The sequence below is a fragment of the Sulfitobacter sp. W002 genome, assembly GCF_025142135.1.
In the GTDB taxonomy this organism is placed as follows: domain Bacteria; phylum Pseudomonadota; class Alphaproteobacteria; order Rhodobacterales; family Rhodobacteraceae; genus Sulfitobacter; species Sulfitobacter profundi.
In genome coordinates this window covers 1360381-1383089 of sequence record NZ_CP081126.1, presented here as the reverse complement: position 1 = coordinate 1383089, position 22709 = coordinate 1360381, and the positions used below count along the sequence as shown (strand labels likewise).

Annotated in this window: 19 protein-coding genes and 3 tRNA genes; 12 read left to right on the top strand and 10 right to left on the bottom strand. The window is 62.9% G+C overall.

Translation table 11 applies throughout. The annotated features are described in order from the left end of the window. The first annotated feature begins 124 nt into the window (after positions 1-124). The 3 genes from ctaD to K3758_RS06840 all read left to right on the top strand — a co-directional run bounded on the left by ctaD (position 125) and on the right by K3758_RS06840 (position 2351). Complete coding sequence (ctaD, locus tag K3758_RS06850; protein ID WP_067622408.1) at positions 125-1798, top strand: cytochrome c oxidase subunit I; 1674 nt, start codon at positions 125-127, stop codon at positions 1796-1798. 247 nt (positions 1799-2045) lie between these two features. Beyond that, a tRNA-Gly gene (locus K3758_RS06845) sits at positions 2046-2120 on the top strand. A gap of 156 nt (positions 2121-2276) precedes the next feature. Beyond that, positions 2277-2351, top strand: a tRNA-Gly gene (locus tag K3758_RS06840). A gap of 257 nt (positions 2352-2608) precedes the next feature. On the opposite strand, the gene rlmB is transcribed toward K3758_RS06840, so the two are convergent. Next, positions 2609-3385 (bottom strand): 23S rRNA (guanosine(2251)-2'-O)-methyltransferase RlmB, encoded by a 777-nt coding sequence (gene rlmB, locus K3758_RS06835; RefSeq protein WP_067626569.1) that lies wholly within the window; start codon positions 3383-3385, stop codon positions 2609-2611. A gap of 112 nt (positions 3386-3497) precedes the next feature. Between rlmB and K3758_RS06830 the strand changes: the two genes are divergently transcribed. Continuing rightward, a tRNA-Tyr gene (locus K3758_RS06830) sits at positions 3498-3581 on the top strand. An 88-nt stretch (positions 3582-3669) separates the two neighbouring features. On the opposite strand, the gene K3758_RS06825 is transcribed toward K3758_RS06830, so the two are convergent. Next, the gene (locus K3758_RS06825) at positions 3670-4245 is read right to left on the bottom strand and encodes a hypothetical protein (RefSeq protein WP_259949075.1); all 576 of its coding nucleotides are present in this window, start codon (positions 4243-4245) and stop codon (positions 3670-3672) included. 93 nt (positions 4246-4338) lie between these two features. Between K3758_RS06825 and K3758_RS06820 the strand changes: the two genes are divergently transcribed. Continuing rightward, complete coding sequence (locus tag K3758_RS06820) at positions 4339-5343, top strand: hypothetical protein (protein WP_259949072.1); 1005 nt, start codon at positions 4339-4341, stop codon at positions 5341-5343. Positions 5344-5420: 77 nt separating this feature from the next. Further along, positions 5421-6713: an O-acetylhomoserine aminocarboxypropyltransferase/cysteine synthase family protein gene (locus K3758_RS06815; RefSeq protein ID WP_259949070.1), complete on the top strand. Its 1293-nt coding sequence runs from the start codon at positions 5421-5423 to the stop codon at positions 6711-6713. A gap of 51 nt (positions 6714-6764) precedes the next feature. Here the strand turns inward: K3758_RS06815 and K3758_RS06810 are convergent, their stop codons facing one another. Continuing rightward, positions 6765-7466, bottom strand: coding sequence for an SIMPL domain-containing protein (locus tag K3758_RS06810; protein ID WP_259949067.1), 702 nt, complete (start codon positions 7464-7466; stop codon positions 6765-6767). Between the two features lie 151 nt (positions 7467-7617). On the opposite strand from K3758_RS06810, the gene K3758_RS06805 reads away from it, so the two are divergent. Beyond that, on the top strand, positions 7618-10518 hold the full coding sequence (locus tag K3758_RS06805; protein ID WP_259949064.1) for a hypothetical protein: 2901 nt from the start codon (positions 7618-7620) through the stop codon (positions 10516-10518). Positions 10519-10596: 78 nt separating this feature from the next. Here K3758_RS06805 and hppD read toward each other — a convergent pair whose 3' ends face one another. Continuing rightward, on the bottom strand, positions 10597-11691 hold the full coding sequence (hppD, locus tag K3758_RS06800; RefSeq protein WP_067626134.1) for a 4-hydroxyphenylpyruvate dioxygenase: 1095 nt from the start codon (positions 11689-11691) through the stop codon (positions 10597-10599). Between the two features lie 138 nt (positions 11692-11829). Between hppD and K3758_RS06795 the strand changes: the two genes are divergently transcribed. Then, positions 11830-12285 carry an Lrp/AsnC family transcriptional regulator gene (locus K3758_RS06795; protein WP_067626139.1) on the top strand — a complete coding sequence of 152 codons (456 nt, stop codon included), beginning with the start codon at positions 11830-11832 and terminating at the stop codon, positions 12283-12285. Between the two features lie 18 nt (positions 12286-12303). Then, positions 12304-14217 carry a monovalent cation:proton antiporter-2 (CPA2) family protein gene (locus K3758_RS06790; RefSeq protein ID WP_259949057.1) on the top strand — a complete coding sequence of 638 codons (1914 nt, stop codon included), beginning with the start codon at positions 12304-12306 and terminating at the stop codon, positions 14215-14217. Positions 14218-14261: 44 nt separating this feature from the next. On the opposite strand, the gene cobT is transcribed toward K3758_RS06790, so the two are convergent. After that, on the bottom strand, positions 14262-15275 hold the full coding sequence (gene cobT, locus K3758_RS06785) for a nicotinate-nucleotide--dimethylbenzimidazole phosphoribosyltransferase (RefSeq protein WP_259949054.1): 1014 nt from the start codon (positions 15273-15275) through the stop codon (positions 14262-14264). Between the two features lie 79 nt (positions 15276-15354). On the opposite strand from cobT, the gene cobS reads away from it, so the two are divergent. Beyond that, a complete protein-coding gene (gene cobS, locus K3758_RS06780) occupies positions 15355-16161 on the top strand; it encodes an adenosylcobinamide-GDP ribazoletransferase (protein ID WP_259949052.1) in 807 nt (268 codons plus the stop codon). Positions 16162-16214: 53 nt separating this feature from the next. Here cobS and K3758_RS06775 read toward each other — a convergent pair whose 3' ends face one another. The 5 genes from K3758_RS06775 to K3758_RS06755 all read right to left on the bottom strand — a co-directional run bounded on the left by K3758_RS06775 (position 16215) and on the right by K3758_RS06755 (position 21371). Next, positions 16215-16727 (bottom strand): CarD family transcriptional regulator, encoded by a 513-nt coding sequence (locus K3758_RS06775; protein WP_259949049.1) that lies wholly within the window; start codon positions 16725-16727, stop codon positions 16215-16217. 314 nt (positions 16728-17041) lie between these two features. Continuing rightward, positions 17042-17377 (bottom strand): ferredoxin FdxA, encoded by a 336-nt coding sequence (gene fdxA / locus K3758_RS06770; protein WP_067262482.1) that lies wholly within the window; start codon positions 17375-17377, stop codon positions 17042-17044. Positions 17378-17429: 52 nt separating this feature from the next. Further along, positions 17430-17813, bottom strand: a complete 384-nt coding sequence (locus tag K3758_RS06765) for an RNA-binding S4 domain-containing protein (RefSeq protein ID WP_259949038.1) — start codon at positions 17811-17813, stop codon at positions 17430-17432. Then, on the bottom strand, positions 17814-20798 hold the full coding sequence (locus K3758_RS06760) for a helicase-related protein (RefSeq protein WP_259949036.1): 2985 nt from the start codon (positions 20796-20798) through the stop codon (positions 17814-17816). Between the two features lie 15 nt (positions 20799-20813). Beyond that, complete coding sequence (locus K3758_RS06755) at positions 20814-21371, bottom strand: tetratricopeptide repeat protein (protein ID WP_259949034.1); 558 nt, start codon at positions 21369-21371, stop codon at positions 20814-20816. A gap of 74 nt (positions 21372-21445) precedes the next feature. On the opposite strand from K3758_RS06755, the gene K3758_RS06750 reads away from it, so the two are divergent. Then, positions 21446-21736: an SCP2 sterol-binding domain-containing protein gene (locus K3758_RS06750; protein WP_067262473.1), complete on the top strand. Its 291-nt coding sequence runs from the start codon at positions 21446-21448 to the stop codon at positions 21734-21736. Next, positions 21736-22683, top strand: coding sequence for an alpha/beta fold hydrolase (locus tag K3758_RS06745; protein WP_259949020.1), 948 nt, complete (start codon positions 21736-21738; stop codon positions 22681-22683). The genes K3758_RS06750 and K3758_RS06745 overlap by 1 nt, the downstream gene beginning before the upstream one ends. Positions 22684-22709: the final 26 nt, after the last annotated feature.

Genomic DNA, 22709 nt, shown 5'->3' with positions numbered 1-22709 from the left:
AAAAATACCCTCCCTGCGACCATCGCGCCCATTGCCCCCGCGAGACGGTCGCTCTAAAACGGGCGCGACACCGCATGTGCCGCCTCTGGCGCCATGTGTCCAATTCATTTGCAGGAGGCACCGCATGGCAGACGCAGCCATTCACGGCCAAGATCATCACGACGACCGGGGGTTCTTTACCCGGTGGTTCATGTCCACAAACCACAAAGACATCGGTATCCTTTATCTGATCGTCTCGGCCTTGGTCGGTCTTATCTCGGTGGCATTCACCGTTTACATGCGCCTTGAGCTCATGAACCCCGGCGTTCAATACATGTGTATGGAAGGCGCGCGTTTCATCGCGGATAGCTCTGCCGCCTGTACGCCCAACGGCCACCTGTGGAACGTGCTGATCACCGGCCACGGCATCCTGATGATGTTCTTCGTCGTGATTCCCGCCCTCTTCGGCGGTTTCGGCAACTACTTCATGCCGCTGCAAATCGGCGCGCCGGATATGGCGTTCCCACGGATGAACAACCTCAGCTTCTGGCTCTATGTCGCCGGTACAACGCTGGCGGTTTGTTCGCTGCTAACACCGGGCGGCAATGGCCAACTGGGCTCCGGCGTGGGCTGGGTGCTCTACCCGCCGCTCTCGGTACGCGAAGCAGGCATGTCCATGGACTTCGCGATCTTCGCGGTTCACGTCTCGGGTGCGTCTTCGATCCTTGGTGCGATCAACATGATCACCACCTTCTTGAACATGCGTGCCCCCGGCATGACCCTGTTCAAAGTGCCGCTCTTCGCATGGTCGATCTTCGTTACAAGCTGGCTGATCCTTCTGTCGCTGCCGGTTCTGGCAGGCGCGATCACCATGCTGCTGATGGACCGCAACTTCGGCTTCGCCTTCTTTGACCCTGCAGGCGGTGGTGACCCGATCCTCTACCAGCACATCCTGTGGTTCTTTGGTCACCCCGAAGTTTACATCATCATCTTGCCCGGCTTCGGCATCATCTCCCACGTGATCGCGACCTTCTCGCGCAAACCTGTCTTCGGCTACCTGCCGATGGTTTGGGCGATCATCGCGATCGGTGCTCTGGGCTTCGTCGTTTGGGCGCACCACATGTACACCGTGGGCATGACCCTGAACCAGCAGGCCTACTTCATGCTGGCCACCATGGTCATCGCGGTGCCAACAGGGGTAAAGGTCTTTAGCTGGATCGCCACCATGTGGGGCGGCTCCATCGAGTTCAAAACACCGATGCTCTGGGCCTTCGGCTTCCTGTTCCTCTTCACCGTCGGTGGCGTCACCGGCATCGTGCTGAGCCAGGCCGCCGTGGACCGCGCCTATCACGACACCTACTACGTCGTGGCACACTTCCACTACGTCATGTCACTCGGTGCCGTCTTTGCCATCTTCGCGGGTATCTACTTCTACCTGCCCAAGATGACAGGCCGTATGTACCCCGAATGGGCAGGCAAACTGCACTTCTGGGCAATGTTCATCGGCGCCAACCTGACCTTCTTCCCGCAACACTTCTTGGGCCGTCAGGGCATGCCACGCCGCTACATCGACTACCCCGAGGCATTCGCCTACTGGAACCAGTGGTCCTCGATCGGCGCCTTCCTCAGCTTCGCCTCCTTCCTGTTCTTCTTCGGGATCATGGCCTACACGCTGACCCGCGGCGCCCGCTCCACAGCGAACAACCCGTGGAACGAATTTGCGGACACGCTGGAATGGACCCTGCCCAGCCCGCCGCCCGAACACACGTTCGAGCAGCTTCCAAAGCAGGAAGACTGGGACAAACAGCACAGCCACTAAGCTTTGCCAAAATCATCAAAGGCCCCGCCCCCGCGCGGGGCCTTTTCTTTTGCCGCTAAAGCCAGCTCACCACCCCAAGCATCCCTCCCCTTTAACCCTCACCGCCGCCTCACCTTCATCCTTTTTCAAATACCCGCGGGGGTCCGGGGGCAGCGCCCCCGCCCTGCGCAATTTTTTCCGCCAAAAACCACATTTCTCTCTTGAAGCCCCCCGCGCCAATGGGTATTTCGCCCTCACCAGACGGTAAGCGGGCGTAGCTCAGGGGTAGAGCATAACCTTGCCAAGGTTAGGGTCGGGCGTTCGAATCGCCTCGCCCGCTCCATCTGGTCTTCACAGGGTCGCATCCTCGGATGCGGCCCTTTGTGTTTTTCAGGCCCGTGACGAATGCCAGAAAAATCGCATGGACCCGGCCAAGCCGCCGCATTTTACCTCTTGCAGCCCCCCGCGCGAATGGGTATTCCCCCCTCACCAACCGGATGCGGGCGTAGCTCAGGGGTAGAGCATAACCTTGCCAAGGTTAGGGTCGGGCGTTCGAATCGCCTCGCCCGCTCCAGGTTGATCCTACCACTCCGTAGGAAACGCAAAGCCGCCCCTCGGGGCGGCTTTTGTGTATCTCGCGTCCACCACGACATAAAAAAACGCCCCATGACGAACACGGGGCGTAAGGTACGGAACGAGGGACAGTAGGTGGCCGGCAGGCGTTCCGGGCCTGCGGTCACCTTTAAATTTAGGAACCCTTGGCCGTTTTCAAAGGGGCCGGACCCTGTCGCCCCGCCCCCTGCCCGGTTTTGAGCCAGTTCTTGCCGATTCTCAGCCCCCGACCCGGCTGGCATAAAGCGCAATCGCCGCGGCGTTAGAGACATTAAGCGACCCAAATCCGCCAGCCGCATCGATCCGCACCAGCGCATCCACGGTCTCGCGGGTCTTCTCCCGCAGCCCCGGCCCCTCGGCCCCCAGAACCAGCGCCACAGGGCGGTCACGGCGGCCCTCTACGGCGCCCTCGATGGTCTGCGTGGCCTCCCCATCCAGCCCCAGCACCAGATACCCCATATCCTGCAGGGCCCGGATCGCATCAGCGAGGTTGCGCACCCGCAGATAGGGCTGACGCTCCAACGCGCCGCTGGCGGTCTTGGCCAGCGCGCCGGTCTCGGGCGCAGAGTGGTGCTTGGTGCCGATGACCGCCGAAGCGCCCAAGACTTCAGCCGAGCGGAGAATCGCGCCGACGTTGTGCGGATCGGTCACCCGGTCGAGCAACAGCAGCCGCGGCGCGGAATCACCGATGGCGACATCCTCCAACCGGCCCCAGTTCAGAGGCTTCACCTCCAGCACCGCGCCTTGGTGGACGGAGTTGGGATCGAGCGGCGGGCGGAACTTGCGCGGGTCGACGACCTGCGGCGTGATTCCCGCCTCTGCGATGGCATCCTCCAGCTTGGCTTGGGCATTCGGCGTGACCATCAGCTGCAGTTTTTCGCGGTTCGGGTTCATCAGCGCATCGCGCACCGCATGCAGGCCAAAAAGCCAGACCGTCTGCGCCGCTTCGGCCTTCTTGTCCTGCTCTTTTTGCACGACCCATTTGGGTTTCTTCATCTCTTTATCCTTTCGTGCGATTTCCCCGACATTTCTCAGGAATTCGCCTTGACGCTTCTTTGGGTCGCTTGTAATCACGCCCCCACGTCAGGTGCAATGCACAGGACAAAGTGGGCGACAGGCCGCAAGGTGTGGCAGGGGACTGTAACTCCCTCGCGGAGACGCACGCCTGGTTCGATTCCAGGGTCGCCCACCACTTTCTCCTCCTTAGATGGCACTGATTTACGCCACCGCTACGGTCGTGGCGTCGGATTTATCCTGTACGCGACGGCAACGTACCCGCCTCACGGGATCAGCACGTCCCCCCGCAAAAACGCCTCAAGCTCCATGCTCAAATCGTCGTATACCAACTGAACCCGAACCGTCTGAACAGACCCGAGGTCGAATGTCAGATACGGCTGCGGATCATCATCCAGAATCGCATTGGGCGAAGGCAGCGCCTCGTGGCAGGGGGGCATCGGCCAATTCTGCATCGGCGCGTCGTTGACCGCGACCGCCATCGCGGCCAGCCCGCAGCGCCAGCTCCACAGATGGGTGACGTAGACGAGGTCCTGCCCGTTATACTGCCGCACCGCGATCCAATTGCCGCGCGTCGCGTTCAGGATCGGCTTCACCTCTGCGGCAGTTGTGAACCGGCCCGAGGGGGTTTGATCTTCGGCAGCCAATCCGGGGGGCACGGCAGCCATGTGAAATGCCCGCGGCGGTTCTGCGGGTGCGAGAGGCGCCGCCGGACTGGCCGGTGCTGCGGGCCGCGCCGGGGCCTGCACCGGCATCGGCGCATCCGGTCGGCCAACCCCGTCCAAAGGGGCGGCTGGTCCGCCAAGGCTGATCGCGATCACGGCGAAGACAAAATCGAACATTCCGAACCCTCCCGCAGGCCGCTCAAATTGCTGGCTTTTGCCAAGAGACGCCTGCCTCTATACTGGCCGAAAACCAAAAGGCCTTGCCGAAGTATGACACGCAATTCGCGTATCCCGCAAACTTTCAACGTCGTAATCGTGGGGCAGCAGGGCCGGCTGGCCTATGAAGCGTTGCTTTTTGCCGCCTCCCTGCGCCATTCCTGCCCGCAGTTCCAAGGCCGCCTGCTGATCGCCGAGCCGCAGCCCGGACCACTTTGGGACAACGACCCGCGCATCACCGACACCGCGATGCGTGAGGCGCTGACCGACCTCGGGGCAGAGTTCATCCCCTTCGAGAGCCAACATTTCGGCAGCCCCTATCCCTATGGCAACAAAATCGAGATGCTCAGCGCCCTACCCGCGGGTGAACCCTTTGTTTTCTTTGACACAGACACGCTGATCACCGGCGATCTAACCGCCGTGCCTTTTGATTTCGACCGGCCCTCGGCCTCCCTGCGGCGCGAAGGGACATGGCCCGAGCCGCAGCTTTACGGGCCGGGCTATACCGCGCTTTGGAAGTCGCTTTACGACAAGTTCGACCTCGACTTTGCCAGCAGCCTCGACCTGAGCCAGCCGGATGAATATTGGCGCCGTTATCTCTATTTTAACGCCGGTTTCTTCTACTACCGCTGCCCGCGCGAATTTGGCGCGCTGTTTCTGCGCTACGCGCTGGCGGTACGCGATGATCCTCCTGTGGAGCTTTGCGCGCAGAGCTTTGACCCATGGCTCGACCAGATCGTGCTGCCGCTGGTGATCCACGCCCTCGGCGGTGGGCGGGACGCCCTGCCCTCTGGCTTGCTGGATGGCTCGGTGACCTGCCACTACCGGTTTCTGCCGCTGCTCTATGCCCGCGAAAGCGACCATGCGATTGAGATGCTAGAGGCCATCACCGCCCCCAACCAGATGAAAAAGCTGCTCAAACAACGCGATCCGATCAAGCGGATGGTCTATCAGGGGCGCGGCGCCAAGGTGCGCGCGCTCTTTGATCAAAACAACCTGCCGCGCCGCGAACAGGCGATCCGCAACCGGATCAAATCCAACGGCTTTTGGATGCGCTGAGCGATCTGTCCCCCGTTGTCTGAACGGTTCTTTGCGCCTAGGCTGCGCGAAATCCATTTTTCTGAGAGGACAGACCAATGGCCGATAGCCCCAAACATCAATTTGATACATTGCAGATTCACGCAGGCGCCACGCCCGACCCGGCCACCGGTGCGCGGCAAACGCCGATCTACCAGACCACGGCCTATGTCTTTCGCGATGCCGACCACGCGGCGGCGCTCTTTAACCTGCAAGAAGTCGGCTATATCTATTCGCGCCTGACCAACCCCACCAACGCCGTCCTGCAAGAGCGTATCGCCACGCTCGAAGGCGGTGTGGGGGCAGTCTGCTGCTCCTCGGGTCACGCGGCGCAGATCATGGCGCTGTTCCCGCTGATGGGGCCGGGCAAGAATATCGTCGCCTCCACTCGTCTGTATGGCGGCACGGTCACGCAATTTAGCCATACGATCAAACGCTTTGGCTGGTCCTGCAAGTTTGTTGATTTCGACGATCCGCAGGCCGTTGCCGATGCGATCGACGACGACACCCGCGCGGTCTTTGGCGAGGCCATCGCCAACCCCGGCGGCTATATCATGGATGTGCGCGCCATTGCCGATGTGGCCGATGCGGCGGGCATTCCGCTGATTATCGACAACACCAGCGCCACGCCCTACCTCTGCCGCCCTATTGAACACGGCGCGACGCTGGTGGTGCATTCCACCACCAAATACCTCACCGGCAACGGCACCGTTATGGGCGGCTGCGTCGTGGATTCGGGCAAATTCGACTGGTCCGCGAATGACAAATTCCCCTCGCTCAGCCAGCCCGAGGAGGCCTATCACGGGATGAAGTTCCACGAGACCTTCGGCGCTATGGCCTTCACCTTCCACGGCATCGCCATCGGGCTGCGCGATCTGGGCATGACGATGAACCCACAGGCGGCGCATTACACGCTGATGGGGATCGAAACCCTGTCATTGCGGATGGACCGGCATGTGCAAAATGCGGTCAAGGTCGCCGAATGGCTCGAACAGGACGACCGCGTTGATTCCGTCACCTACGCCGGGCTGAAATCCTCGCCCTATCACGAGCGGATGCAAAAGGTCTGCCCCAAGGGCGCGGGCGGGCTTTTCACCTTTGCGGTCAAAGGCGGTTATGACGCCTGCGTGAAACTGGTCAACAGCCTTGAAATCTTTAGCCATGTGGCGAACTTGGGCGATACGCGCTCGCTGATCATCCACTCGGCATCGACCACCCACCGCCAGCTGACGCAAGAGCAGCAGGAAGCGGCAGGGGCCGGGCCGGGCGTGGTGCGTATCTCAATCGGGACCGAAGACGCCGACGATCTGATCGCCGATCTGGATCAGGCGCTGACCAAAGCGACCAGCTAAACCTTCGCCCCCGCCGATCACCTCGGCGGGGGATTTTCCATCCAAGGCGGCTTACTGCCCCGGCGCAATCGCGAAGGTCATGGAGACCTCGGCCTGCAGCTCGACCTCGCCCTCGGCCACAGCGCTGTCCATCGCCATGCCCATGCGGGCGGCCTCGAACATCTTAGGCTGGGAATGCGAATTCTCGGTCATGCGGATCAGCGTGCCAAGCTTGACGCCCGCGGCATCGGCCAATTGCCGGGCGCGTTCGGTAGCATCGGCAACAGCGGCTTTGCGCGCTTCGGCCAGCGCATCTTTCGGGTCTTGAAGACCAAAGTCCAAGCCGTTGAAATCATTTGCACCTTCGTCGATCACCGCGTCCATCATCGCACCAAGCCGGTCCAGATCGCGGACCTTTACGGTCACCGAATTGCCCGCTTGATAGCCGGTGATGCGCGGCGGCGCGCCATTTTCGACGGGGCGGCGGTCATGCACCGGGCGCAGGTAGAAGCGGCTGGTCTGACGGTCCTTCGCCGCGATGCCCTGCGCCTCAAGCTGGGTCAGGATTGCAGACACCGCTTCGGTCACCTTGTCCATCGCGGCTTTTGCTGTCTCGGCCTCTTCGGTCACGCCCAGCGTGATCGTCGCCATATCGGGCGCGGCGGCGATGCTGCCTTGGCCGGTGACGATAATCCCCTCTTCCGGCCCCTGCTGAGCCGAGACCAGCCCCGCCCCCGCCATCCACGCCAGTGCCACCCAATTCATCAGTCGCATGTTCGCTCCTTTCCGTGCATCAATGCGCCGCCATTTGCCCATTGCGGGCCCCCGCTGACAAGCACCTGCGCGGCGCGCACCCTTCCCTTGGGCGAACTCCTGCTCTATCCTTCGCGAAGACTGCGGCGCGTCTGTAAGTGCGCCCGACCCCATGCTAAAGTCGACCCCGATGAAGCCGAATTTTACCCTCTCCCTGTCGTTCGACGGCATTCGTTTGCTCCACCGCACATCGGGCGGCTGGCAGCTTGTTGGTGAAGTGGCGCTCGACAGTGCCGATCTGGCGGCGGAACTGGCGGTCTTGCGCAAAACCGCGACGGCATTAGAACCCGGTGGGCTGCGCAGCCTGCTGCTGATCCCCGACGCGCAGATCAAGTACCTTACCATCGACACCGCCGGAATGGACACCGCCGCCCGCCGTGCCGCGGCGGCTGAGGCGCTTGAGGGGGCCACGCCCTATCCGGTGGCTGATCTGGTGTTCGACGTCCACGCCGAAGGCGCGCAAAGCCATGTGGCCGCCGTGGCCCGCGAGACCTTGGAAGAGGCCGAAGCCTTTGCGGTGGAGCACCGGTTCCACCCTGTCAGCTTTGCCGCCGCTCCTGCCGCCGAGGCGTTTGTAGGCGTGCCGCATTTCGGCATGACCCAAGCCGCATCGGCGCTTTTGGACCCCGGCGAAACCGTGACCCCCGAAGCGGAGCCCATCGTGATCTCCGGCGTGATGAGCGCGCCTGCGGGACCGATCGTGGACACGGATGAGACGACGCCCGTGGCCGGCACATCAGTGGCCAACACACCGGTGGCCGACACACCGGTGGCCGATACACCCGTAGCGGAACCTGATCTCGCAGCTACGCCCGAAGAGACACCGCCGCCGGCAAAGGAAGACCTGCCCGAGTTGGCCACCCCCGAGGAATCGCCGGAAACACCCCCGGCGGCGTTGGAGCCGACGCCCAAAGAGACGCCCCCGCCCCTAGAGGAAGACCTGCCCGCGCTAGACGCAGCAGTGGCCCCTGCGGCAGAGGAATCAGAAGCGTCAGCCCCCGCGGCGGAAGCAGAACTGGCCCCCACGCCCGAAGAGACGCCACCGCCCCTGAAAGAGGATCTGCCCGCGCTGGATACCCCTGCGCCCGCCGCAGAACCGGCTGAGACTGCGCCGCAATCGACGCCCCCCGCGAGCGGCAGCGTTGCGGCCTCCGCCGCGCCACTGGCCGCAGCGGCAGGGGCTCAGGCCGAGCCGCCCGCCGCCTCGCGGTCTGAGCCTTCGCGCAAGGTCGATTTCTCTGCCCCGCCATCGCGCAGCGCCCCTGCTGCCGGTTTCGCAAGCCGCCGTGGCGGGAGTGAGAGCGCACCCAGCCTTGGTGGTGCGAGCCGCGCGACACCGCCGCCTCCGCCCGCCGCGAAACCGGAACCATCGCCAGCACCCGCGCCCAGCATGCCGTCGCTGCCCGTGGGCGCGCCTTCGCCCGCCGCGGCCCCGCTGGCCCCGCAGATGCCCGTCGAACCGGCAGCCACCGCCGCCGCGGCAGCGGCCGCAGCCCCCCAGCCCGACAGCAGTTCCCTGACGCCCGAAGCGCCCTCCTCCGGTGGGGCCTTCCTCAGCCGTCGCAAGCCCAAGGCATCGAAAGACCGCCGGTCGGCTCCGGCTGCCGCGGCCACCGCCGCCCCCGCCTCAGAAGCCGATCGAATGACCGTTTTCGGCGCCCGTCGCCGCAACGAAGTCGGCGGCAAGCCGCGTTTCCTCGGCCTGATCCTGACGGCGGCGCTCTTGGTTTTCCTTGCAGGTGTCGCCGCTTGGGCCTCGATCTTCCTTGACGAGGGCAGCGCCCTCTCGCGGCTCTTTGGCGATCGCAGCCCGCGCAGCACCGCCGAAGCCTTGGCCCCTGCGGAAACGCCCAGCATCGACGAAGAAATCGCCGTGCTGCCCCCAGAACCGGCTGAGCCGGACGCGATTGAAACCGCCGCTTTGGACGCCGGTCTGACCGATGAAGACGGTGCCGTGCTCGACGCCCTGCGCGATCCAGAGCCGCGCCCCCTGACCGAGATGACCGAGGCCGAGATTGACGCCAAATATGCCACCACCGGCATCTGGGCCCGCGCACCGGACGTGCCCCCGGCCCCGGCGGCGGCTATTGATATCGACGATCTTTACCTCACCAGCATCGACCCGATCAGCAGCACGACGGATGCCGTGGCCCTGCCCTCGGTCGATGCCTTTGGCACCGATACGGCCCCCGGCGCGGTCAGCTCACCCGTAGCGGCAGGCACACAGTTTGCACTGGACGCCCGCGGTCTGGTCAAACCCTCGGCGCAGGGGGCGCTCAGCCCCGATGGGCATCTGGTCTACCTCGGTCGCCCCTCCGCCGAGCCGCCCGCCACACTGACCCGGCCCGAGGCCGAGCCAGTGGCCCCGGAGGTCGATAACGCCTTGGCAGAGGCCCGGCCCCGCAACCGGCCCGATGATCTGGAAGAAACCACCGAACGTGCGCAGCTTGATGGGCTGACACGCTCCGAACTCGCGGGCCTGCGCCCGCAGTTGCGGCCAAAGTCGGTGCAGGAAGAGGCAGAAGAAGCGCTCGTCGCTGCCGCCCCGCCCGAAGTGACCGTTGATCCGATTGACACCAGCGGCGCCGTTGCCGCCGCACTTGCCACACCTCCGGCGATCCAGAACGCCACGAAACAGGCCACCACCCAATCACGCCGCCCCGATACGCGGCCCCGCAATTTTGACCGGATCGTGAAACGCGCCGCCCGCGATGCGGCCCCCGCACAGGTCGCCAGCGTCGCCCCCAAAGCGGTGCAGCCGCGCTTTCCGTCCAAAACCTCGGTCGCGAAACAGGCCACGGTGAAGAATGCGATCAACCTGCGGGACGTCAATCTGATCGGGGTCTACGGCAAACCGTCGAACCGCCGCGCCTTGGTCCGGCTCAGCAATGGGCGCTATCAAAAGGTTGAGGTGGGTGACCGGATCGACGGGGGCCGCGTCTCTGCGATTGGGGACAGCGAGTTACGCTATGTCCGCCGGGGCCGCAATGTCGTGCTGAAGATGCCGAACTAACGCCGGTTCCACTGCCTGCAACCGCGCGCAAAAAGGGGCGCCGAAGCGCCCCCTCACCCCTCCCCGGATGTGCTTTGCTTACGAGGTCTCAAGCTCGCCGTTGTCGATCTGCTCTTGCTCGATCGACTCAAACAGCGCTTTGAAGTTGCCTTCGCCGAACCCGTCATCCCCCTTGCGCTCGATAAACTCAAAGAAGATCGGGCCGATGACCGTTTTCGAGAAAATCTGCAACAGGATGCGCGTCTCGCCCCCGTCGACGACACCTTCGCCGTCGATCAGGATGCCGTGTTTCTGCATCCGGTCCAGCGGCTCTTCGTGGCCGGTGACGCGGTCCTTGCTCATCTTGTAGTAGGTCTCGGGCGGGCCGGGCATAAATTTGAGCCCGTTGTCGGCAATCGCATCCGTGGCGTCATAGATATCGCGCGCGCCCACGGCGATATGCTGGATGCCTTCGCCGTTGTATTTCTTCAGATAGGCCACAATCTGCCCGGTCTCGCCGCGGTCTTCGTTGATCGGGATGCGAATGCGGCCACAGGGCGAGGTCAGCGCCCGGCTGGTGAGACCGGTGAACTTGCCTTCGATGTCGAAAAACCGGATCTCGCGGAAGTTGAACAGATCGCCGTAGAACTTGAACCAGACATCCATATTGCCCTTGTGGACGTTGTGCGTGAGGTGATCGAGGTAGTAGAACCCAACGCCCTCGGGTTTAGATGTCGCGATCCAGTCGTATTCCCAATTGTAGGGCGAGGTATCGTAATACTGATCAACGAAATAGATCAGCGAGCCGCCGATGCCCATGATTGCAGGCACGTCCAGCACCTTGCCGTCACCTTTGTATTCCTCGGCCCCCTTGGCGACCGCATGTTCCAACGCCTTTTGCGCATCGACCACGCGCCAACCCATTGAGGGTGCGCAGGGGCCATGCTCTTCGACGAAACGCGCGGCAAAGCTTTCGGGGTCGTGGTTCAGCACATAGGTGATGTCACCCTGCTGCCAAAGTTCGATCTTTTTCGTCTTGTGATTGGCGACATGGGCATAGCCCATTTTGGTAAAGACATCGCGCAGCGCCTGCGGGTCGGGGCTGGCAAATTCGACAAACTCGAAACCATCGGTGCCGGCGGGGTTCTCTGCCGTGATCTGCGATTTCGGGGCGTCATGTGGGAAAGGGCCCATGTCAGTCTCCTCTGCTTTTGGGATTTGGCCCATGATACGATGCACGTTCCGCGCTGTTTGCGCGTTTCGCGGCATGGTTCTGGTAATTTTCGCGCAAGAAGAGCATATTACCCATAAAACATGCGGGAAATGCGCATCATGTTGGATGAAACAGATCGGCGGCTGCTGACCGCGCTGCAAAAGAACGCCCACCTCACGGCGCAGGAACTGGGCCAAGAGCTGAACCTATCCTCCAGCCAAGCCGGGCGCAGGCGGCAGCGGTTGGAGGCGGAGGGCTATATTCGCGGCTATCATGCGCGGCTCGATCCGGTGCGGATGGGGCTTAATGTACAGGGCTTCGTGCAGGTGCATCTGGGCACCCACGGGCCAGAGCATTCGGCCAGCTTTGCGCGGCTTATGGCCACCCGTCCCGAGATTGTGAGCGTCTGGACGATGACGGGGGATGCGGACTATCTCCTGAGGGTCTATTGTGACGATCTGCCGAGCCTGAACCGGCTCATTCACGACGTTCTTCTGCCCCATCAGGCCGTTAGCCGGGTGCATAGCCAGATTGTCATGGACCAACTGAAACAGGACGGGCCGCTGCCCACCTGACATTGAGAGAGGACCGCAATGGAAGGTTTCCTGTTCCAAGCCTCCGTCTATCTGGCTGCCGCCGTGATCGCCGTGCCGATTGCCGCGCGATTGGGGCTTGGGTCGGTGCTGGGTTATCTAGCCGCAGGCATTCTGATCGGCCCGGTGCTGGGCCTCGTCGGGTCCGAGACGAAGGACGTGCAACATTTCGCGGAGTTCGGCGTGGTGATGATGCTGTTCCTCATCGGGTTGGAACTGGAGCCCCGTGCGCTCTGGGACATGCGGCATCGGCTTCTGGGCTTGGGCGGGTTGCAGGTGCTGCTGTCGACGGCGGCGCTGATGGCCATCGCCATGGCCTATGACCAGCCGTGGCGCGTGGCGCTGGCGATTGGTCTGACGCTCGCGCTCTCTTCCACGGCGATCGTATTGCAGACCCTGTCGGAAAAGGGATTGATGCGAACACAGGGGGGCAGATCCGTCTTCTCGGTGCTGTTGACCCAAGATATCGCGGTGATCCCCATCCTCGCCTTCCTGCCGCTGCTGGCCACGGGGCTTGCCGGGGGGATCATGCCCAACGGGGCGATTTCACTTGATCCCCAAGAGGTCGAGAACGCGCATCTGAGCGCGGAGGCCAGCCACGGCAATGACGCCGCCCATGCCGCGCAGACCTTTGTTCAAAGCCTGCCCGGCTGGGGCGTGACGCTGGTGACCATTGGGGCCGTCGCGGCGATCATCCTCGTCGGCATCTACCTGACCCGGCCCGTGTTCCGCTATATCCACCTTGCCAAACTGCGCGAAATGTACACGGCACTGGCGCTGCTGATCGTGGTGGGGATTTCCTCGCTGATGACGGTGGTCGGGCTCTCACCCGCGCTAGGGGCCTTCCTCGCCGGTGTGGTCTTGGCCAGCAGCGAGTTCCGCCACGAGCTAGAGACCGACCTTGAGCCCTTCAAAGGGCTGCTCTTGGGGCTGTTTTTCATCACCGTCGGCGCGGGCATCAACTTTGTCCTGCTGTTCGAAAAACCGCTGATCCTGATCTGCATGGCGCTTTTGGTGATCATCGTCAAAGCGCTGATCCTCATGGTGCTGGGCCGCCTGTTCCGTCTGAAAGGACGCGATGGCTGGCTGTTTACGCTGGCACTTGCGCAGGCCGGGGAGTTTGGCTTTGTGCTGGTCAGCTTCTCCCTCGCCACCGGTGTCATGCCCGACCCGATTGGCGAGACGCTCTTGCTGGTGGTGGCGCTGACCATGCTGATCACGCCGCTGCTGTTTATCCTGCACGACCTGATCAGCCGACGCCTCGACGACAGCGCCCCCGTCATCGCCGATGAGATCGACAGCAGCGGTCCGGTGATCATCGCGGGCGTGGGGCGCTTTGGGCAGATGGTGAACCGGATGGTGCAGGCCAGCGGCTTTCAAACCGTCGTGTTGGACCACAACCCCGAGACCATCGCCGTCATGCGGCGTTTTGGCTTCAAAGGGTTTTTGGGTGATCCGACGCGGCCCGACATCCTGCGCAAAGCGGGGCTGCAAGACGCCAGCGTCTTGGTGGTGGCCCTTGATGACCCTAAATCGGCGGTCTCTCTGATCTCCTACGCGCGCAAAGAGAACCCGAATCTGCATATCGTTAGCCGTGCCCGCGACCGCGAAGAGGTCTATCGCCACTATCAGGCCGGGTCGAATGACATCGTGCGCGAGATGTTCGACAGCTCCCTCAGGGCCGGGCGCTATGTGTTGGAAAACATGGGGCTTTCGGATTTCGAAGCGAATGAGGCGCAAAAGCTATTCTATGCCCATGACCGGGACTCGGTTCGCGAATTGGCGGCCCTCTGGCGCCCGGATGTGCCCCCTTCGCAGAACGCCGCCTATGTCGCTCGGGCGAAAGAATTGCAGAAAGATTTGGAAACGGCCTTTCTCAATCTGGGTGAAAGCAAGGGCAAGGAAAGCGCCTGAACCGGGCTGCCAGCTCCCTTTCTGGGGGGCTGCCCGGCACCGCGCTATGCGTCGCTGACGCCCGCTTCGGCAAAGGTGGCCATGCCCGCATGGCAGGCAAGGGCGGTCTTGAGGATGCCGATCGCCACGCCCGCGCCAGAGCCTTCGCCGAGCCGCAGGTTCAACTCCAGCAGCGGCTCCTTGCCCATCGCGCCCAGCAGACGCCGGTGGCCGCTTTCCGCGCTGAGGTGGCCCGCAACGCAGTGATCCAGCGCGCCCGGTGTGGTGCGCGCGAGGCCAAGCGCGGCGGCGCAGCAGATGAAACCATCTAGGATCACCGGAATGCGCAGCTGCCGCGCCCGTGCCATGGCCCCGGCCATCGCGGCCAGTTCACGGCCACCAAGGCGGCGCAGGCTCTCCAAACCGTCGCCCTTGTCCGCGTGCAGGGCAACGCCCTCGGCCACGACGTCGGTTTTCAGCGACAGGCCCGCATCATCCACCCCGGTGCCCCGCCCGGTCCAGGATTCGGCCCCGCCGCCCAAGATCGCGCTGGCAAGGGCAGCGGCAGAGGTAGTGTTGGCAATGCCCATCTCGCCCACAACCAGAAGATCGGCCTCGGAGTTCACCGCCTCCCAACCGGCGCGCAGCGCTTCGAGGAATTCATCCTCGTCCATCGCGGGCTCAACGGTGAAATCCTTGGTCGGCTTGTCCAATGACAGCGGGACCACATCAAGGCTCGCCCCATTCACCCGCGCGATTTGGTTGATTGCCGCCCCGCCGTGCTGAAAGTTCGCCACCATCTGCGCGGTCACCTCTGCCGGAAAGGCCGAGACACCCCGCGCGGCAACCCCGTGGTTGCCCGCAAAAACGATGATCTGAGGCGCTGCAATCTCGGCCCGGGCACCGCTGCGCCAGCCTCGGTACCAGATCGCCAGTTCCTCTAACCGGCCTAGCGCACCGGGAGGTTTCGTGAGGATGCTATCATGGGCGCGCGCCTCTTCCATCGCGGCGCTGTCGCAGGCGGGCATCGCGCGCAAAAGGCTGCGAAATTCGGAAAGACTGGCGAAAGACGTGTTCATATGCGGCCCTTTGCGGATTGATATTCAATCGTTTCTAGCCTTAGCCTGTCGGCGCTGAAAGTGCCGAAGGGGCGAAATAATGGCCATTCCCGACATCACCACCCTAAGGCATGCCTTTCGCGCCCGTGACATCGCGGTGGCCTTTGCCCTGCTGACCCGCCTGCCCCTGCCGCATTTCCACTTCCCGAACGAGCCGCAGCGCCCCCCGGCCCGCAGCGCTTGGGCCTATCCGCTGGTAGGCATTGTGCTGGCGCTGATTGCGGGGGCCGTGGGGCTGGCGTTAACGCAGATGGGGGCAACCCCGCCGCTGACCGCGGCTTTCGTGCTGCTCGCCTTGGTGATGCTGAGCGGGGCGATGCATGAAGACGGCCTTGCTGATTGCGCCGATGGGTTCTGGGGCGCTTGGACGGCAGAGAAACGGCTGCGCATCATGAAAGACAGCGTGATCGGCACCTACGGCGTGGTGGCGCTGGTGCTGTCGCTGTTGCTGCGCTGGTATCTGATCAGCGAATTGATCACCGATGAGGCGCTGATCAGGGCGCTGGTCATCGCCTCTTGCGGGTCACGCGCCGCGATGGTCTGGGTGATGGATAGCCTGCCGACGGTGCGCCGCGATGGGCTGTCAGATCGCACCGGCCGCCCCGGCGAATTGGCGACGGCGGTGGCAGTGCTGTTTGGCGTGGTGGTGATCGCGGTCGCGCCGGACTATTCAGCATGGCGCTTGGCGCTTTTGGGGCTGCTCGGGGCGCTGGTGGTGCGCCAGATTGCCAAACGCAAGATCGGCGGGCAGACCGGCGATGTGCTGGGCGCGACCCAACAGGTGACAGAGATCGCCCTGCTAACCGGCTGTCAGATGATGGCCTACGGCTGGCAGGCCATCCCTTAACAAAAAAACCGCGCCCCCTAGGGGACGCGGCATAATCTCAACCTGCGGCGCTCTTAAGCGGCGACGCGGCTTTCCAGCACATCGCCCACCTGTTTCGCGGCGGCGAGTTCGTCGCCCCCCGAAACGGCGGCCACTTCGCGGGTCAGACGCTCAAGGGCCGCTTCATAAAGCTGACGCTCGGAATAGCTCTGCTCGCGCTGGTCGTCGGTGCGGTGCAGGTCGCGCACCACCTCGGCAATGGCAATCAGATCGCCGGAGTTGATCTTTTGCTCATACTCCTGCGCGCGGCGGGACCACATGGCACGCTTGACCTTGGCCTTGCCCTTGAGGGTCTTCATCGCGTGGTTGATCACGTCGGGCGTGGACAGCGCACGCATGCCGATTTCGGTCGCCTTATGGGTCGGCACCCGCAGGGTCATCTTGTCTTTCTCAAAGGAAATCACGAACAGCTCCAGCGCGATGCCGGCAACTTCCTGCTCCTCAATCGAGATGATCTGCCCCACGCCATGCGCAGGATAGACGACGAATTCATTGGGGCGGAAATCAAGCTTTTTCGATTTGGTCATATAGGTCGCTCCTTGGCGCGCGGGGGAAGCCCCGCCATTAACTCAGACACCTGAACAGCACGTAAAACGCATGCGAAGCGCAGCCTGAGCGGTCTGCGTTCGGGTGCGTTTAATTTAGAAATGTGAGGTCAACCTTGGCAGCAGGGTCGAAACATTATCAGGCTCGTGTGTTACAGCTTGAAGACATCATAGCACAGAATCACGCCGTCCGAAAGCTACACCAAGTCCCACTTGGCGGTTTCCCGGTCATTCCAGCGGTTTAACCCGAAATCTTGAGGTCACAAAGCGGCAACAAAGCGCGAATCGGCTGGGCCTCAGCCGCCCTCGCCCGGCTTTTCCGAGAAGAGCTCCATCTTGCCCTCTTTGCCGTCCATCTCCTCTGCCTCGGGCAGCGGGTCTTTCTTGGTGATGATGACGGGCCAAAGCTCGGAATACTTGCGGTTGAACTCCACCCATTTCTCCATGTCCGGCTCGGTGTCCGGGCGGATCGCATCGGCGGGGCACTCAGGCTCGCAGACGCCGCAGTCGATGCATTCATCGGGGTGGATCACCAGCATGTTCTCGCCTTCATAGAAGCAATCCACCGGACATACTTCGACGCAGTCGGTGTATTTGCAGGCGATGCAGGCGTCATTCACGATATAGGTCATGCGGGAAACTCTGGCTGGGTATGTGAGGGACTAGCTAAACCGGGGCGCGGGATCATTCAAGGTGGCGTGCCTTAGAAAGATCAAGCTGCCTGCGGTCGCGCTTGGTCGGGCGGCCCTTTCCCTCAAAACCGGGATTTTCGGGCTGTCTGTCCTTTGGTTTTGGCTGCGGCGGGGACAGATCGGTATAAAGCGCCTGCGCCTCAGGGGCCGGACCACGCCGCTGGCCTATTGCCTCAATCCGGATGACACGAACGTGATCGCCCTGGCTGAAGGTCAGCACATCGCCCGGGCCGACGTTGCTAGCACGTTTCTGGGTGGGGGTCCCGTTGATCCGAACCGCGCCGCCCGCCACCTGAGCGGCAGCGAGCGAGCGAGTCTTGAAAAAGCGGGCGTGCCACAGCCATTTGTCCAGCCGCAGTTTCGCGCCCGCTACCACTTACTTGTCGTCCTTCAGCCCCATCAGCGCGGCGGCAAAGGGGTTATCGGGGTCAATCTGCTTTTCCTTGCGCGGCGGACGCGCAGAGAAGTTTTGCGATTTGCCGCCCTTGTCACCACCGGGCTTGCGCCCCTTGCCTTTGGCGGGCTTGCCACGCGGCTTGCCCTGCCCCTGAGGACGGTCCCCCCCGCGGCGGTTGCCACCGGCATTGCCGCGCGGGCTGCGCGCCCAGGTGAAGATATAATAGGTCTCCAATTCCGGCCCGGCGACATCGGCGTCGGGTGCGGTGCCCTGCGGGATTTCTTCGGCCGGCACTTCGGGGATGTTGGTATCGACCTCGGGGTCTTCCGCCGCCACATCGGCCATGGGCGCAATGCCATCGTCGGGCATCTGGGCCACGTCCGCCGGGCGGTCGTCGGGGTTGGTCTCATCCGATGGGGTTTCGATGATACCGCCTGCGGGCTCTTCGGCGGCGACATCCATGATTGGCTTGTCTGCCGCGTCATCGCCGGGCAGGTCGCTGTCGAGCTTTTCGGGCACGTTGGTATCGGCAGAGGGGTCCATTGCATCATGGCTGCCATCTTTCGGCATCACGACATCAACGGGTTTCACCTTGGTCCGCTCGTCTTTTTCCGCCTTGTACCCCAAGCCCTCCATCAGGTCGGCGAATTGCTCAAGGGTCATGCCGGTGATCGACAGCATGTCTGGCTTGGCTTCAAACCCACCACGGGAATCCTCGGCACGCAGCATGTCGGCCAAACGCTCCAGCATATCGATGCGGATCGCGCGTTTGCCTGCATTGCGGTAGCCCGACATGGTGTCGGCCCCTTCGGGCGCGCCGGTTTCGACCGGAATGGTCACCAGACCGGGAGGGGGGGATTCCGGGAACTCGTTCAGGCCCTTGCTGAGCGACCATAGCACCAAGCGCAGACGGGTCGGCGCGGGTTTGAGCATCAGCGGCATAAAGATGGTGAACTGGCCAAAGCGGATGCCATGTTTACGCAAAGCACCGCGGGCGTCTTGATCCAGCGCTTTCACGTCCTCGGCCACTTGGGCGCGCGGCAGAATACCAAAATTCTCAACCAGTTGGAAGGCAAAGCCACGGGCCAAGCCAGTCAGCGTCTCATCCTTGCTCAGCCCCAGCAGCGGCTCGAACAATGCGGAAACCTTGCGGTCGATGAAGTGCTGCAAACGGCGCTTCACCTTCTCCGCCACTTCCGGACCGGCGATATCGTCGACGAAAACCTCAACCTGCGGCTTCAGCGCGTCGCTGCCAGCGGTCAGTTTACCAACTGCAGCGCTGCCCCACATCAGGCCGCCCTGTTCGGTGAAATCAATCTCGGTATCGGGTGCGTTGTAGAACCGGTCGGCACGCAGATGGAATTGCGGAGCCAAGGCCTGCAATGCGGCGGTTTTCACCGTCTTGTCCTCGGCCGCGCCCGCGCCCTTGTCCACCCGAAAGCGGAACCCGTCCAGCTTACCTACAAATTCACCTTCAACGGTGACTTCACCGGTCTCGTTTACATCGGCCACCATGGCTTCCTTCTGTCCAAGCCGGCGCAGCAATACGGATGTGCGCCGATCTACAAATCTTTGAGTCAAACGCTCATGCAGAGCGTCCGACAAGCGGTCTTCTACGACACGCGTCGTGTCGCGCCAATGGCTTTCGTCCTTTGTCCAGCCTTTGCGCTGCGCAACGTAGGTCCATGTGCGAATAAACGCGAGTCGTTTGGACAACGCATCAATGTCGCCATCGGTTCGATCAATTCTCTTGATTTGTCGCGCCAACCAGTCGTCGGGAATATATCCGCGCTGGTGCAGGTCGTTGAAAATGGTCTCCAAGAGCCCCGCATGTTCCGCGTGGCTGATGCCGCGAAAGTCAGGAATGCGGCAAACATCCCAAAGTAGCCGCACAGATGCGCCGTCAGTGGCGCGGGCGAAAACCTCATCGACTTGGGCAAGCGCTTTCAAGGCCCGCAGATCATCGGATTCACGCGCCCGCACCAGCCGCTCATCCTCGGGCGGCATTTCCAGCGTCTGGATCAGTCGATCGATACTGCCGAATTGCAGCGCATGATTGCGCCAGTTCACTTTGTTCTGCGGGGTAAAGTTGTGATCCATGATCGCGCGGGCCACGTGATCGTCCAGCGCAGGCGCATCGCCGGTGGTGCCGAAGGTGCCGGACTTGAACCCGCGCCCTGCCCGGCCCGCGATCTGCGCCAACTCATTCGGGGCCAGCGGCCGCATGCGACGCCCGTCGAATTTGGAAAGCGCCGAGAAGGCGACGTGATCAACGTCTAGGTTAAGCCCCATGCCGATGGCATCGGTGGCGACCAGATAGTCGACTTCTCCGTTCTGGTACATCTCTACCTGCGCATTGCGCGTACGCGGCGAAAGCGCCCCCATCACCACCGCGGCACCGCCCTTTTGGCGGCGGATCAGCTCGGCGATGGCATATACATTCTCAACCGAAAAGCCGACGATCGCGCTGCGCGGCTTCATTCGGCTTATCTTTTTCTGACCAGAATAGATCAATTCGCTCATCCGGTCGCGGCGCATGAAATCGACGCCCGGCACCAGTGCGGCAATCGTCCCGCGCATGGTGTCGGCGCCCATGAACAGCGTCTCATGCAGGCCACGCGCCCGCAGCAAACGGTCGGTGAACACATGGCCGCGCTCGGGGTCGGCGCAGAGCTGGATCTCGTCGATGGCCACGAAATCCGCGCCCATCTCTTGCGGCATCGCCTCAACGGTGCAGACCCAGTATTGCGTGCGCGGCGGCACGATCCGCTCTTCGCCGGTGACCAAGGCCACGACCGAGGGCCCGCGCGCCTTGACGGTCCGGTCATAGACCTCACGCGCCAACAGCCGCAGCGGCAGGCCGATCACCCCGGTCCGATGCGCCAGCATCCGCTCAATTGCATAGGTCGTCTTGCCGGTATTTGTCGGGCCGAGAACGGCCACGACGCGCTTGTTGCCTGCCACCTGTCTATCCTTGAATTAAAGCTCGCGCCCGATGCCGTCCCGGCGCAGCCCTTCAAGGGCCGACCGGGCGTCTTCGTGATGCGGGTTGAGGGCGAGCGCCTTGCGGTACAGCTCCGCCGCGCGGCCCAGATCTCCAAACTCCTGCAGCATTACGGCAAGGCCGAAGATCGCGTTATAATTGTCGGGGTTCAGCGCCAGTGTCCGCTCCAGATCATCCAGCGCGGGACCGTAGAGGTTGGCCCCATAATAGGCCTGCGCCCGCGTATGAAACCCTTCGGCAAAGTCGGGGGCGTGATCGGTCAGCGCGGTCAAATGCTCTATCGCCAACCGGCTGTCGCCATTTGCCATCGCTTCGCGCCCTCGCGCCAGCAGCAAATCCATCGCAGCCGAACCGGACCGCTGCCAATGCGCTTCGACCTCAAGGGCGATTCTGGGGGCTTCGGCCGCCGGGGCCTCGCGCAGCTTTTGCATAAGCTCAGGCAGCGCCCCCTCGGCCACGGCCATGCCCGCAAGCAACACAAAGCCACCAACTGCCGCAACGGTATGTTTGAGGTTGACGGGTATGATGCGCATAACAAAACTGAATGTAACAGGCTGCCGCCGCAATTCCAGACGTAGCGGGGCCAAATGCCAAAAAAGGGCGAGCGATGAGCGATATTGTGAACGAAGCGGTTGTGGTGCTGAACGAAAAGCTGGCCGGTAGCGATTTTGACGGCACAGCCAAGTTCGACATCGAAGGAGAAGGCACCGTGATGATGGACGAAAATGGCGCACGCGCCGCTGACGAAGAAGCGGATGTGACGCTCAGCGCCGACGCGGAAACCTTCCAGTCGATCCTCGAAGGCGACACCAACCCGACCTCTGCTTTCATGACCGGTAAGCTCAAGATCGACGGCGACATGGGCATGGCGATGAAGCTCGCCGCTGTGCTCGGCTGATGCAGCTGGACCCGGCCCCGCTTTTTACCGATATCGCCCCCGGCCCCGAGGGGGGCCAAGCCCATTGGGCAGAGACATCGGATGGCAAGCGGATCAGGCTGGGTCATTGGCCCTGCGCCGGGGCGCGCGGCACGGTGCTGCTGTTCCCCGGGCGGACCGAATATATTGAAAAATACGGGCTTTGCGCCGCCGACTTCGCGCGGCGCGGCCTTGCCACCATGGCGATTGACTGGCGCGGTCAGGGCCTGTCGGACCGGCTGCTGCCGGATACGCGCATCGGCCATGTGGATGTTTTCAGCGACTATCAAAAAGACGTTGCCGCGATGTTGCGTGCTGCGCGCAGCCTGAACCTGCCGCGGCCCTATTTCCTGCTGGCGCACTCCATGGGGGGCTGCATCGGGCTGCGCGCCGTGATGGAGGGGTTGCCGGTGCAGGCCGTCGCTTTCACGGGCCCGATGTGGGGCATCTATGTTGTCCCGCACCTGCGCGCCGTTGCTTGGTCCTTGGCGCAGTTCATGCCCCGGGTCGGACAGGGCCACCGCTTGCCGCCGGGCACCAAGATCGAAGCCTACCCCGCCATCGCTCCTTTCGAGGACAACCTGCTGACCTCCGACCCACAGATGTACGACATGATGCGCGATCAACTGGCCGCCCACCCTGAGCTTAGCCTTGGCGGCCCCAGTTTTGTCTGGCTGCGCGAGGCGCTGGCCGAGACGAAGCACCTCGCCGGGCGGTCCGCGCCCAACATTCCCTGCGTCACCTACCTTGGCAGCAACGAGCGGATCGTCGCAACCGACCGGGTGCACAGGCGCATGGCGCAGTGGAAAGGCGGGCGGCTAGAGATTGTTCCGGGCGGCGAGCATGAGGTGCTGTTGGAGAGGCCGGAGCTGCGCAAGCCGATCTTCGACGGTTTGGAAAAGCTCTATCTGGGCAATATCACCGGTTAAGCCCCCTCAGGCGTCATTTTTCTGTG